The sequence below is a fragment of the Pantoea sp. At-9b genome, assembly GCF_000175935.2.
GTDB lineage: Bacteria > Pseudomonadota > Gammaproteobacteria > Enterobacterales > Enterobacteriaceae > Pantoea.
Window position 1 is genome coordinate 759,052 of record NC_014837.1, and the last position, 13,812, is coordinate 772,863.

General features: G+C 55.0%; 11 protein-coding genes. 10 read left to right on the forward strand and 1 reads right to left on the reverse strand.

Annotation, left to right across the window (positions count from 1 at the left end):
• Position 1: 1 nt before the first annotated feature.
• Positions 2-1,564 carry a 2-isopropylmalate synthase gene (gene leuA / locus PAT9B_RS03335; protein ID WP_013507843.1) on the reverse strand — a complete coding sequence of 521 codons (1,563 nt, stop codon included), beginning with the start codon at positions 1,562-1,564 and terminating at the stop codon, positions 2-4.
• 915 nt (positions 1,565-2,479) lie between these two features.
• Between leuA and ilvI the strand changes: the two genes are divergently transcribed.
• The 10 genes from ilvI (at position 2,480) to mraY (ending at position 13,810) form a co-directional block, all read left to right on the forward strand.
• On the forward strand, positions 2,480-4,204 hold the full coding sequence (gene ilvI, locus PAT9B_RS03340; protein WP_013507844.1) for an acetolactate synthase 3 large subunit: 1,725 nt from the start codon (positions 2,480-2,482) through the stop codon (positions 4,202-4,204).
• A 2-nt stretch (positions 4,205-4,206) separates the two neighbouring features.
• A complete protein-coding gene (gene ilvN, locus PAT9B_RS03345) occupies positions 4,207-4,698 on the forward strand; it encodes an acetolactate synthase small subunit (RefSeq protein WP_013507845.1) in 492 nt (163 codons plus the stop codon).
• A 198-nt stretch (positions 4,699-4,896) separates the two neighbouring features.
• Positions 4,897-5,907 carry a catabolite repressor/activator gene (gene cra / locus PAT9B_RS03350; RefSeq protein ID WP_013507846.1) on the forward strand — a complete coding sequence of 337 codons (1,011 nt, stop codon included), beginning with the start codon at positions 4,897-4,899 and terminating at the stop codon, positions 5,905-5,907.
• A gap of 492 nt (positions 5,908-6,399) precedes the next feature.
• On the forward strand, positions 6,400-6,858 hold the full coding sequence (mraZ, locus tag PAT9B_RS03355; protein ID WP_013507848.1) for a division/cell wall cluster transcriptional repressor MraZ: 459 nt from the start codon (positions 6,400-6,402) through the stop codon (positions 6,856-6,858).
• Between the two features lie 2 nt (positions 6,859-6,860).
• A complete protein-coding gene (rsmH, locus tag PAT9B_RS03360) occupies positions 6,861-7,802 on the forward strand; it encodes a 16S rRNA (cytosine(1402)-N(4))-methyltransferase RsmH (protein ID WP_013507849.1) in 942 nt (313 codons plus the stop codon).
• Complete coding sequence (gene ftsL, locus PAT9B_RS03365; RefSeq protein WP_013507850.1) at positions 7,799-8,119, forward strand: cell division protein FtsL; 321 nt, start codon at positions 7,799-7,801, stop codon at positions 8,117-8,119. The genes rsmH and ftsL overlap by 4 nt, the downstream gene beginning before the upstream one ends.
• Positions 8,120-8,135: 16 nt before the next feature.
• On the forward strand, positions 8,136-9,902 hold the full coding sequence (locus PAT9B_RS03370; protein WP_041525730.1) for a peptidoglycan glycosyltransferase FtsI: 1,767 nt from the start codon (positions 8,136-8,138) through the stop codon (positions 9,900-9,902).
• Complete coding sequence (gene murE, locus PAT9B_RS03375) at positions 9,889-11,376, forward strand: UDP-N-acetylmuramoyl-L-alanyl-D-glutamate--2,6-diaminopimelate ligase (protein ID WP_013507852.1); 1,488 nt, start codon at positions 9,889-9,891, stop codon at positions 11,374-11,376. Before PAT9B_RS03370 ends, murE begins: the two co-directional genes overlap by 14 nt.
• Positions 11,373-12,734, forward strand: coding sequence for a UDP-N-acetylmuramoyl-tripeptide--D-alanyl-D-alanine ligase (murF, locus tag PAT9B_RS03380; protein ID WP_013507853.1), 1,362 nt, complete (start codon positions 11,373-11,375; stop codon positions 12,732-12,734). Before murE ends, murF begins: the two co-directional genes overlap by 4 nt.
• Positions 12,728-13,810, forward strand: a complete 1,083-nt coding sequence (mraY, locus tag PAT9B_RS03385) for a phospho-N-acetylmuramoyl-pentapeptide-transferase (protein ID WP_013507854.1) — start codon at positions 12,728-12,730, stop codon at positions 13,808-13,810. Before murF ends, mraY begins: the two co-directional genes overlap by 7 nt.
• Positions 13,811-13,812 lie beyond the last annotated feature (2 nt).

The following is a 13,812-nucleotide window of genomic DNA, read 5'->3' on the forward strand; positions in this document are numbered from 1 at the left end:
GTTACACCGTTTCCTTCTGCTCTTTAAATTTACGCTGCAATTCTTTTTCCACCTGTTTGGCACGCCAGATGTTGTTCAGGGCGTTGACCATCGCTTTGGCGGAGGATTCGACGATATCGGTCGCCAGGCCCACGCCGTGGAATTTGCGACCGTTGTAGTTGACCACGATATCAACCTGACCCAGGGCGTTTTCACCGTGGCCTTTGGCGGTCAGTTTGTAGTTCATCAACTCGGCTTCAAAGCCGGTGATGCGGTTGATGGCCTGGTAGACGGCATCAACCGGACCGTTACCGGTGGCGGCGTCAGATTTCGTCTCTTCACCGCAACCCAACTGGACAGACGCCGTGGCGGTTACGCTGGAGCCGGTCTGCACATTGAATTCTTTCAGCTGGAAGTGTTCCGGTTCTTCATTCTGTTTGTTGATGAAGGCCAGCGCTTCCAGATCGTAATCGAACACCTGACCTTTCTTATCCGCCAACTTCAGGAAGGCGTCGTACAGGGTATCCAGGTTGTAGTCGGTCTCTTTGTAACCCATCTCTTCCATACGGTGTTTCACCGCGGCGCGGCCTGAACGTGAGGTCAGGTTGAGCTGGATTTTGTGCAGGCCGATCGATTCTGGCGTCAGGATTTCATAGTTTTCGCGGTTCTTCAGCACGCCATCCTGGTGGATGCCGGAAGAGTGGGCGAAGGCGTTTGAACCGACCACCGCTTTGTTGGCCGGGATCGGCATGTTGCAGATCTGGCTAACGGTCTGGCTGGTACGGTAGATTTCCTGATGTTGGATATTGGTGTGCACGTTCATGATCTGCTGGCGGGTCTTGATCGCCATGATCACCTCTTCCAGTGCACAGTTACCGGCGCGCTCGCCCAGGCCGTTCAGTGTGCCTTCTACCTGGCGTGCACCCGCCATCACCGCCGCAATGGCGTTGCCGGTGGCCATGCCCAGGTCATCGTGGGTATGAACAGACAAAATCGCTTTATCGATATTCGGCACGCGATTGATCAGCTGGCTGATAATGTTGGCGTATTCATGCGGCAGGGTGTAACCCACGGTGTCCGGGATGTTGATGGTCGTGGCACCGGCGTTGATCGCCGCTTCCACCATACGGCACAGGTCATCAATCGGGGTACGGCCACCATCTTCGCAGGAGAACTCCACGTCGTTGGTGTAGTTGCGGGCACGCTTAATCATATGCACCGCACGTTCAATCACCTCGGGCAGCGTACTGCGCAGCTTAGTGGCGATGTGCATCGGCGAGGTGGCAATGAAGGTGTGGATACGGAACGCTTCTGCTACGCGCAGAGATTCGTATGCCGCGTCGATATCCTTCTCCACGCAACGTGCCAGACCACAGACGCGGCTGTTTTTGATGGTGCGCGCAATGGTCTGTACGGATTCGAAATCGCCCGGAGAAGAAACCGGGAAACCCACTTCCATCACGTCCACGCCCATACGTTCCAGCGCCAGGGCAATCTGCAGTTTTTCTTTAACACTCAGGCTGGCCTGTAACGCCTGCTCGCCATCACGCAGAGTGGTATCGAAAATAATAACTTGCTGGCTCATCGTAATCTTCCTTATGCATTAACTTCGCCGGTGCTACGAGCATAAAAAAACCCGCGCATTGGCGCGGGTTTTTTTAAACTTTCTGCAGGTTCGAATCAGTTGTTGATTCCGCCCACGAGTCTACCGCGCAATGGGGATGCGATTAGTAGTAGACCAAGTAGACGGAAAGAACGGGACATGGATCAAACCTCGTAAATTGAGTGCTGCACATATTGATACTGAGAAAGGTCGTCGATGTCAACCATAAGTGAAAGGTTATTTCTCAGGGGGCTTAAGGCGGATCTGCTGTGATTATTCGCTTGTTCAGAGGAAAAACCAATATTCCCCCCCGGCTGACGAGGCGTGACGCATGCAAAAATGTTTTAAAAATGAATATTTATTTTAATTAACTGATTTTTATGATTTTTGTTGAGTTTATTTACCGGGTGGTAAAACAATGGCAGCGTGGTTGTTTAGACGAATCTCACGTCAGATAAGGATTTTAAAGATAATCACGCCAGGAATTAATTGACGGGTAAGATTGTGGGCTGGAATGTTGCAAAATATGCATCGTGTATTTCTTATAACTCGCTGTAAATAATTCCGTAACCAGCATTATCATCTGCAGTTCTGTGCTGGCATTAGTTTAATCCTCGCGGGCAATTATCACGCCTCAGTGCCTTTGGGGTGGAAAGAAGCGAGGCGAAGGAGGGTGGGTGTTTGCCTGCCGGGTTTTCTGCGGTTATGGTAATCGACCTACTCTCAAAAGAATGAACTCAAGTAGATTCCCTGTACCTGGAAGGCGGAAATGAATTCCGTCTTCTGAGCATAAACATAAGGTTTTGATCTTAATTGGCGAATCGGGGGCAGGATGTCACTGACGTGGCTGGAAAGCGAGCGTTGGTGGATTCCGTCCCCCAAGCCTGGAGGCAGAAAATGGAGATGTTGTCAGGAGCCGAAATGGTCGTCCGTTCGTTAATCGATCAGGGCGTTAAGCAGGTATTCGGTTATCCGGGCGGAGCGGTGCTCGATATTTATGACGCTCTGCAAACGGTCGGCGGTATCGACCACGTATTAGTTCGCCACGAACAGGGCGCGGTGCATATGGCTGACGGCCTGGCGCGTGCTACCGGCGAAGTGGGTGTCGTGCTGGTGACGTCCGGTCCTGGTGCCACCAATGCCATTACCGGCATCGCCACGGCCTATATGGATTCGATCCCCATGGTGGTCCTGTCCGGTCAGGTGCCGTCGTCACTGATCGGTTATGACGCCTTCCAGGAGTGCGACATGGTCGGGATTTCCCGTCCGGTGGTGAAGCACAGTTTCCTGGTCAAAAATACCGAAGAGATCCCGACCATCATTAAAAAGGCGTTCTGGCTGGCGAAAAGTGGTCGTCCGGGACCGGTGGTGATTGACCTGCCGAAAGATATCCTGAATCCGGCCAATAAGCTGCCTTATGTCTGGCCGGAGTCGGTCAGCATGCGCTCGTACAATCCGACCATTCAGGGCCATAAAGGGCAGATTAAGCGCGCGTTGCAAACCTTGCTGGCGGCGCATAAGCCGGTGATGTATGTCGGCGGCGGTGCCATTACCTCGGGTTGTGAAGCTGAGCTGCTGCAACTGGCGGAAACGCTGAATATTCCGGTTACCACCTCGCTGATGGGATTGGGTGCCTTCCCTGGCACGCACCGCCAGTGCGTGGGAATGCTGGGTATGCATGGCACCTATGAAGCCAACATGACCATGCATAACGCTGACCTGATTTTCGGCATCGGCGTGCGTTTTGATGACCGCACCACCAACAATCTGGCGAAGTATTGCCCGAATGCCACGGTGATGCATATCGACGTTGACCCGACCTCGATTTCCAAAACGGTTGCCGCAGACATTCCTATCGTTGGTGATGCGAAGCAAACACTGACGCAGATGCTGGAACTGCTGGCACAGACGGATGCGAAGCAGGAACTCGACAGCCTGCGCGACTGGTGGCAGACCATTGATGGCTGGCGTAGCCGCAAGTGCCTCGAATTTGATCGCACCAGCGATAAAATCAAACCGCAGGCGGTAATCGAAACCATTTGCCGTCTGACCAAAGGCGATGCTTACGTCACGTCTGACGTGGGTCAGCACCAGATGTTCGCAGCGTTGTATTATCAGTTCGACAAACCGCGTCGCTGGATCAACTCGGGCGGCCTCGGCACCATGGGCTTTGGCCTGCCTGCTGCGCTGGGTGTGAAGATGGCGCTGCCGGAAGAGACCGTCATCTGTGTGACCGGTGATGGCAGCATCCAGATGAACATTCAGGAGCTGTCGACCGCGCTGCAATATGATTTGCCGGTGCTGGTACTGAACCTCAACAACCGCTTCCTTGGCATGGTGAAGCAGTGGCAGGACATGATCTACTCTGGCCGCCATTCGCAATCCTACATGGAATCCCTGCCGGACTTCGTGCGCCTCGCGGAAGCCTATGGTCACGTGGGTATCGCGATTCAGCATCCCGCCGAGCTGGAAGAGAAGCTGACGCAGGCACTGGAAACCCTGGCGAAAGGGCGTCTGGTGTTTGTCGATGTAACAGTTGATGGCAGCGAGCATGTCTACCCGATGCAGATTCGTGGTGGCGGTATGGACGAGATGTGGTTGAGCAAAACGGAGAGGACATAATTATGCGTCGTGTTTTATCGGTACTGCTGGAGAACGAATCCGGCGCATTGTCCCGCGTGGTTGGCCTGTTTTCGCAGCGCGGTTACAACATTGAAAGCCTGACGGTAGCCCCGACAGACGATCCCACCCTGTCGCGCATGACGATTCAAACCGTCGGTGATGAAAAGGTACTGGAGCAGATTGAGAAGCAGCTCCACAAGCTGGTTGACGTGTTACGTGTCAGCGAACTGGGGCAGGGCGCTTATGTTGAGCGCGAAATCATGCTGGTCAAAATCCAGGCAACCGGTTATGGCCGCGAAGAAGTGAAGCGTAGCGCGGAGATTTTCCGTGGGCAGATCATCGATGTGACGCCAACGCTGTACACGGTTCAGCTGGCGGGCACCAGCGACAAGCTGGACGCGTTCCTGAACACCGTCCGTGATGTCGCGGAAATTGTTGAAGTGGCGCGTTCTGGTATCGTTGGCGTTTCGCGCGGCGATCGCATCATGCGTTAATCACGGTCAGTAACAGACAGTCACGATGCTAACCCGGCGTAATGCCGGGTTTTTTTTATTTTATGCGCTTGCACACCCTGACGGATAAAAGCGGTTGCTCAGCGTAGTTTTCTGCGGTTAGATGTTACAAATGTTTTACCCTTAGCTACTCTGCGGGCATTTTCACCCGCAGGGCTTATCAGGAATTAAGGTGTCATCGTGAAACTGGATGAAATCGCGCGCCTGGCTGGCGTGTCGCGCACTACGGCCAGCTATGTGATCAATGGCAAAGCGCGGCAATATCGTGTCAGCGACAAAACCGTCGAGAAAGTGATGGCGGTGGTGCGTGAACATAATTATCACCCGAATGCCGTGGCGGCGGGTCTGCGCGCCGGGCGTACCCGTTCCATTGGGTTGGTGATCCCCGATCTGGAAAACACCAGCTACACGCGCATTGCCAATTACCTTGAGCGCCAGGCGCGACAACGTGGTTATCAGCTGTTGATCGCCTGTTCTGAAGATCAGCCTGATAACGAGATGCGCTGCATTGAACATCTTTTGCAGCGTCAGGTGGATGCGATCATTGTTTCCACCTCGTTGCCACCGGAGCATCCCTTCTATCAGCGCTGGATCAACGATCCGCTGCCGATCATTGCCCTGGATCGCGCATTGGATCGTGAACATTTCACCAGTGTGGTGGGCGCGGATCAGGATGATGCTCAGCAGCTCGCTGCTGAATTGCGTCAGCTGCCGGTGAAAAACGTCCTGTTCCTCGGCGCGTTGCCGGAGCTGTCGGTCAGTTTCCTGCGTGAAATGGGGTTCCGTGACGCGTGGAAAGGCGACGAGCGGCCCATTGATTACATCTACTGCAACAGCTTTGAACGCACGGCGGCAGCGGCGCTGTTCGAGAAGTATCTGGAAGATCACCCGATGCCGGAAGCGTTGTTCACCACCTCATTTGGCCTGTTGCAGGGCGTAATGGATGTGACGCTGAAACGTGACGGGCGTCTGCCAACCGATCTGGCGATTGCCACTTTTGGCGACCACGAATTGCTCGATTTTCTTGAGTGCCCGGTACTGGCGGTGGGGCAGCGTCATCGCGATGTTGCCGAACGCGTCCTCGAACTCGTTTTAGCCTCGCTGGATGAACCACGAAAACCGAAGCCGGGTTTAACCCGTATTCGGCGTAATTTATTTCGCCGCGGTCAATTAAGCCGTCGGACAAAATGAATCTGTGGGGCAGCGTGTTGCCCCATTTATTAATCAACCCGTTAATTTCCCCCGCAATCATTCAGGTAAAAAAGCGTAAATTTTCACCTGATTTGCTAACAAATTAAGCTGCCTGGCTTTTCTTATTTGTTTACAACTTCGGCAACAGCGGGTAGCAGAGCTGTCGCGATGGTGCTGGGCTTCTTTTCGGAAATCCCCTAAAATGCAGCCGCTGTCGCATAACGCGGGATATTTATCTTCACGAGGCAACGCGCTTTATTTTTCGCCGTTTTTCATGACGCGAAAATTTTTATTCCATTATTCATCAGGTTAATTTTTATTTTGCCATTCATCGTCTACTTCCTTCCTTCTTTGAATAATTTCACCCGCTGTAAAGAGTGATATTCACTCGCCGTTGCGGCTTGACAAGGATTTCATCGGCTCCGTAAACTCTTTTCGTGGTAAAATGTGGGATAAAGTGGTGAAAAAGGGTATCTGAGGGGTGAGGCTGGCATGTTCCGTGGGGCAACGTTAGTCAATCTCGACAGCAAAGGGCGACTGGCCGTACCAACACGCTATCGTGAATTGCTGATCGGAGAGTCTCAGGGTCAAATGGTTTGTACCATCGACCTCCATCAGCCCTGCCTGCTGCTTTATACCCTGCCCGAATGGGAAATCATTGAGAAAAAGCTGTCTCGCTTATCCAGCATGAACCCCGCCGAGCGTCGCGTGCAGCGTCTGCTGTTGGGGCATGCCAGTGAGTGTCAGATGGATAATGCAGGTCGTTTATTGCTGGCGAATACCCTTCGTCAACATGCGAACCTGGCAAAAGAAGTGATGCTGGTCGGCCAGTTCAACAAGTTTGAACTGTGGGATGAACAGACCTGGTATCAACAAGTTAAGGACGATATTGACGCAGAACAGTCAGCTCAGGAACCTTTATCTGAGCGGTTGCAGGACTTGTCGCTATAGCTATGCAGGAAAATTTCAAACACACCACAGTGCTGCTGGATGAGGCGGTCAACGCACTCAATATCAGGGAAGACGGCATATACATTGACGGCACTTTTGGTCGCGGTGGTCACTCCAGATTGATCCTTGCGCAACTTGGCGCTAACGGTCAGCTACTGGCGATTGATCGCGATCCGCAAGCCATAGCCGCAGCCGCTGAGATAAAAGATTCGCGCTTCTCGATCGTGCATGGACCGTTTTCGGCCTTGGCAGAATACGTTAGCGAGCGCGGGCTGAACGGCAAGATCGACGGCGTTTTACTCGACCTGGGCGTGTCATCGCCGCAGTTGGATGACGCAGAACGGGGTTTCTCTTTCATGCGTGATGGGCCGTTGGACATGCGCATGGACCCGACGCGCGGACAGTCGGCGGCGGAATGGTTACTCAGTGCAGAAGAAGCCGATATCGCCTTCGTGCTGAAGACCTACGGGGAAGAACGGTTTGCCAAACGTATTGCCCGCGCGATTGTTGAGCGCAATCGCGAACAGCCGATGACGCGTACCAAAGAACTGGCTGAGGTGATCGCAGCGGCGACACCGGTGAAAGATAAGTTCAAGCATCCGGCGACCCGCAGTTTTCAGGCGATTCGTATCTGGATCAACAGTGAACTGGAAGAGATCGACATTGCGCTGAAAGGGGCTTTGTCGGTGCTGGCACCGGGCGGCAGATTGTCGGTGATCAGCTTCCACTCGCTGGAAGATCGCCTGGTGAAACGCTTTATGCGCGATCAGAGTCGTGGTCCGCAAGTTCCGGCGGGTATCCCGATGACCGAAACGCAGTTGAAAGCGTTGGGCGGTCGGGAGCTGAAAACGCTGGGCAAAATGGTGCCGGGTGATGCCGAAGTCGCTGATAACCCACGCGCACGCAGTTCGGTGCTGCGTATTGCTGAAAGGACGGCGTCATGATCGGAAACGAGCGTCACAGTCTGCCCGGGGTCATAGGTGGCGATCTGCTGCGTTTTGGCAAGATCCCGGTGCTGTTGCTGGTGGCGGTGCTGGTTTCCGCGATGCTGGTGGTAACTACCACGCACAAAACACGCCGTCTGACGGCAGAACGTGAACAGCTGGTGCTGGAACGTGACGCCTTAGATATCGAATGGCGCAACCTGATTCTGGAAGAGAACGCGCTCGGCGATCACAGCCGGGTAGAACGAATCGCAACCGAGAAATTGCAAATGCAGCATGTCGATCCTTCGCAGGAAAACATTGTGGTGCAGCAATAAGGAATCTCAGAACCTGATGAGCGGCGCAAGCAAAACGCTGAAGTTAAAAAAACCAGAAGATAAGGCCAGCTTTGTAAGCTGGCGTTTTGCGTTGCTGTGCGGCTGTATTTTACTGGCGCTGGGTGGCCTGTTATCGCGTGTGGCCTGGTTGCAGGTGATCAACCCTGACAAGTTGGTGAAAGAAGGGGATCTACGCTCGCTGCGTGTGCAAGCCGTGCCTACCGCACGCGGCATGATCAGCGATCGTGCCGGTCGTCCGTTGGCGGTCAGCGTACCGGTGAACGCCATCTGGGCCGATCCGAAAGAATTGAATGAACACGGCGGCATCTCGGTTGATAGCCGCTGGAAAGCGCTGTCGGATGCCCTGTCGATCCCGCTCGATCAACTCGCCACACGCATCAATGCCAACCCGAAAGGGCGTTTTGTGTATCTGGCTCGCCAGGTGAACCCGGCCATTGGTGAATACGTTAAGAAGCTCAAGCTGCCCGGTATCTACTTGCGTGAAGAATCGCGCCGTTATTATCCGGCCGGCCAGGTCACGGCACACCTGATTGGCTTCACCAATATCGACGGCCAGGGCATTGAAGGTACGGAAAAAAGCTTCGACAAATGGCTGACCGGCGAACCCGGCGAACGTACCGTGCGTAAAGATCGCTACGGTCGCGTGATTGAAGATATCTCCTCGGTGGATAGCCGCGCCGCTCATAACCTGACGCTGAGCATCGATGAACGTTTGCAGGCGCTGGTGTATCGCGAGCTAAATAACGCTGTGGCCTTCAACAAAGCCGAATCGGGTTCTGCCGTGCTGGTGGACGTTAGCACCGGTGAAGTCCTGGCGATGGCGAACAGTCCCGCCTATAACCCGAACAATCTGGCTAACACGCCAAAAGATGTGATGCGTAACCGCGCCATTACCGACATTTTCGAACCAGGTTCAACCGTGAAGCCGATGGTGGTGATGACCGCCCTGCAACGCGGTGTGGTGAAAGAAAACAGCGTACTGAATACCGTGCCTTATCGTATCAATGGTCATGAGATCAAAGATGTGGCGCGTTACAACGAATTGACCCTGACCGGGGTCCTGCAGAAGTCGAGTAACGTCGGGGTTTCCCGTCTGGCGTTAGCGATGCCGTCCTCAGCACTCGTAGACACTTACGCGCGCTTTGGGCTGGGTAAGGCGACCAATTTGGGGTTGGTCGGAGAAAGCAGTGGCTTATATCCTCAAAAACAACGGTGGTCTGACATAGAGAGGGCCACCTTCTCTTTCGGCTACGGGCTAATGGTAACGCCGTTACAGTTAGCGCGAGTCTACGCAACCATTGGTAGCTATGGCGTCTATCGTCCGCTGTCGATTACCAAGGTTGATCCACCGGTTGCCGGTGAGCGGGTTTTCCCGGAAGAATTGGTTAAAACCGTGGTGCATATGATGGAAAGCGTTGCCCTGCCGGGTGGCGGTGGCGTGAAAGCGGCCATCAAGGGGTATCGCATTGCGATCAAAACCGGTACGGCGAAGAAAGTCGGTCCCGATGGTCGCTACGTCAATAAATACATTGCTTACACCGCAGGCGTCGCGCCTGCCAGTCATCCTCGTTTTGCTTTGGTGGTGGTGATCAACGATCCCCAAGCCGGTAAATATTATGGTGGTGCGGTCTCCGCGCCGGTGTTTGGTGCCATCATGGGCGGCGTACTGCGTACCATGAACATCGAACCCGATGCGCTACCGGTAAATGATAAGAACGAGTTGGTGAAGAACCAGAGTGAGGAATCAAGTGACAGATCGTAACCTGCGCGACTTACTGGCCCCGTGGGTGCCGGGCGCGCCGGCGCGTCCACTCCGTGACATGACACTGGACAGCCGCTCTGCGGCTGCTGGCGATCTGTTTATCGCCGTGGCGGGCCATCATGCTGATGGACGTCGATTTATTCCACAGGCTATTGCTCAGGGCGTGGCGGCCGTGATTGCTGAAGCCGAAGGTGAGGCCATTGATGGCGATATCCGCGAGATACATGGTGTCCCGGTTATCTATCTGGCGCAGTTGCCGCAGCGTCTCTCGGCACTGGCCGGACGCTTTTATCAGCAACCTGCTGAAAAACTGAAATTAATTGGTGTCACTGGCACCAACGGCAAAACCACCACCACGCAGTTAATTGCGCAATGGGCCAATTTGCTGGGTGAGACCGGTGCGGTGATGGGGACGGTGGGCAACGGTCTGTACGGCCAGCTGGTGGCGACAGAGAACACCACCGGTTCGGCGGTTGACGTTCAGCATGTTCTGCACGACCTGGTGGGTCAGGGCGCAACGCTGGCAGCGATGGAAGTGTCGTCGCATGGTCTGGTACAGCATCGCGTTGCCGCGCTGCCGTTTGCCGCTGCGGTGTTCACCAATCTGAGCCGCGATCACCTCGATTATCACGGTGATATGCAAAGCTACGAAGCTGCCAAATGGCTGTTGTTCTCCGAACATCAGGTGGGGGCGGCGATTATCAATGCGGATGACGAAGTCGGACGCCGCTGGCTGGCAAAATTGCCTGATGCCGTCGCCGTGACGATGGCAGATAACCTGCAACCCGGCTGCCATGGCCGCTGGTTGAAAGCCACCGCCGTGAATTATCACGATGGTGGTGCGCATATCTGCTTCAGCTCCAGTTGGGGTGATGGCGAGTTCGACAGCCGCTTGATGGGCGCTTTTAACGTCAGCAATCTGCTGCTGGCGCTGGCAACGCTGTTGTCGCTGGATTATCCGCTGGATGCTCTGGTCAGTAGCGCAACGCAGTTGCTGCCCGTCACGGGACGTATGGAAGTGTTCAGCGCGCCAGACAAACCCACGGTGGTGGTTGATTATGCCCATACGCCGGATGCGCTGGAGAAAGCGCTGGAAGCGGCGCGGCTGCACTGTAAAGGTCAACTGTGGTGCTTGTTTGGTTGCGGCGGCGATCGCGATAAAGGCAAACGCCCGCTGATGGGTGCCATTGCGGAGCAGTTCGCTGATGTGGTGGTGATCACCGATGACAATCCGCGCAGCGAAGATCCGCAGGCGATCGTAAACGATATTTTAACCGGGCTGCTCGATCCTGGTCGTGCTCGTGTGGTAGCGGGGCGTGCGCAGGCGGTCACCAACGCGATTATGCAGGCCAAAGCCGAGGATATCGTGCTGGTGGCAGGCAAAGGGCACGAAGATTATCAAATCGTTGGCAATCGCCGTCTGGATTACTCAGACCGCGACACGGTCGCGCGTTTGCTGGGGGTGATGGCATGATCCCAATTTCTCTCAATACCCTGGCGACGGTCAGCGGCGGTAAGCTGTACGGCAGCGATATTACGGTCGGCGATGTGGTTACCGACACCCGGAAAGTGACGGCAGGTTGCCTGTTTGTGGCGCTGGTGGGTGAGCGTTTTGATGCGCATGACTTTGTCGGTGATGCGATTGCCAGTGGTGCTCAGGCGCTGTTGGTGAGTAAACACCTGCCAGTGGCAGTGCCACAGGTGGTGGTGGCTGATACCCGCATCGCTTTTGGACAACTGGGTGCCTGGGTGCGCCAGCAGGCGAAAGCACGCGTGGTGGCACTGACCGGTTCCTCCGGCAAAACCTCAGTCAAAGAGATGACGGCGGCGATTCTGCGCGAGTGCGGTGAAACCCTGTATACCGCAGGCAATCTGAACAATGACTTCGGCGTCCCCATGACGCTGCTCCGTCTGACCAAAGACCATGATTACGCAGTGATTGAACTGGGGGCTAACCACCAGGGCGAGATTGCGTATACCACCGATTTGACCCGTCCGGAGACGGCGCTGGTGAATAACCTGGCTGCCGCGCATCTGGAAGGCTTCGGTTCGCTGGCCGGTGTCGCCAAAGCGAAAGGCGAGATTTTTGCCGGTCTGCCCGCGCACGGCACCGCCATCATCAACGCCGACAGCAATGATCTGGCGAACTGGCAACCGCAGCTGGTGGGCAAAACCCTGTGGCGTTTTTCACCCCAGCCGCAGGCGGAGGTAGAGTTTGGTGCCAGTGATATCCAACTGCGCGCCGATGCCACTTCCTTCACCTTACATACCCCGCGTGGCGACATCGCTATCACTTTGCCGCTGCCGGGACGACATAATATTGCCAACGCCCTGGCCGCCGCCGCGTTAGCGCTGTCAGTCGATGCGCCACTCAGCGCCATTCAGGCGGGTCTGACGAAATTACAGCCGGTTCCCGGTCGTCTCTTCCCGGTTCGTCTGGCTGAGCATCAACTGCTGATTGATGATAGCTATAACGCCAATGTGGGCTCGATGACTGCTGCCGCGCAGGTGCTGGGCGATATGCCTGGCTATCGCGTGATGGTGGTGGGCGATATGGCGGAACTCGGTGATGAGGCGGAAGCCTGTCACCGCCAGGTCGGCGAGGCGGCGAAAGCCGCTGGAATTGATTGTGTGCTGAGCACGGGATCGCTTAGTCAGTTGATCAGTGACAACAGTGGTAACGGCGAACATTTCGCCAACAAAGCCGCGCTGATTGAACGTTTACGGACGCTATTGTCCGAACATCAGGAAATAACGATTTTGATTAAAGGTTCGCGTAGTGCCGCCATGGAGCAGGTAGTACAGAGCTTACAGGAGAAAGGAACATGTTAGTCTGGCTGGCCGAGCATTTGGTCGCACTTTATTCCGGCTTTAACGTCTTTTCTTATTTGACGTTTCGCGCCATCGTCAGCCTGCTGACCGCTCTGTTCCTCTCCCTGTGGATGGGGCCCCGTTTAATTGCCTGGCTGCAAAAGCTGCAAATTGGTCAGGTGGTACGTAATGATGGTCCGGAGTCGCATTTCAGTAAGCGCGGCACCCCGACCATGGGCGGTTTGATGATTCTCACCTCCATCACCGTTTCGGTGTTGATGTGGGCGTATCCGTCTAACCCGTATGTCTGGTGCGTGCTGGTGGTCCTGGTTGGCTTCGGCGTGATTGGCTTTGTCGATGATTACCGCAAAGTGGTGCGCAAAGACACGAAAGGGCTGATCGCACGCTGGAAATACTTCTGGATGTCGGTGATTTCGTTGGGTGTGGCGTTCGCGCTCTACCTGGCGGGTAAAGACACCCCGGCGACGGAGCTGGTCGTCCCGTTCTTTAAAGACATCATGCCGCAGTTGGGGCTGTTCTACATCCTGCTGGCTTACTTTGTGATTGTGGGGACGGGTAATGCCGTCAACCTGACCGACGGTCTGGATGGCCTGGCGATTATGCCTACCGTGTTTGTCGCGGCTGGCTTTGCGCTGGTGGCCTGGGCGACCGGTAACGTGAAGTTTGCTGAATATCTGCATATCCCTTATCTGCGCCATGCGGGTGAGCTGGTGATTGTCTGTACCGCGATTGTCGGTGCTGGTCTCGGCTTCCTGTGGTTCAACACCTATCCGGCGCAAGTGTTTATGGGTGATGTCGGCTCACTGGCGCTGGGTGGCGCGCTGGGTACTATTGCAGTGCTGCTGCGTCAGGAGTTTTTGCTGGTGATTATGGGTGGCGTGTTCGTGGTTGAGACGCTGTCGGTGATCTTGCAGGTGGGGTCGTTCAAGCTGCGCGGACAACGTATTTTCCGCATGGCACCGATTCACCATCACTATGAATTGAAAGGCTGGCCGGAGCCGCGCGTGATTGTGCGCTTCTGGATTATTTCGCTGATGCTGGTGCTGATTGGCCTGGCAACGCTGAAGGTACGTTAATC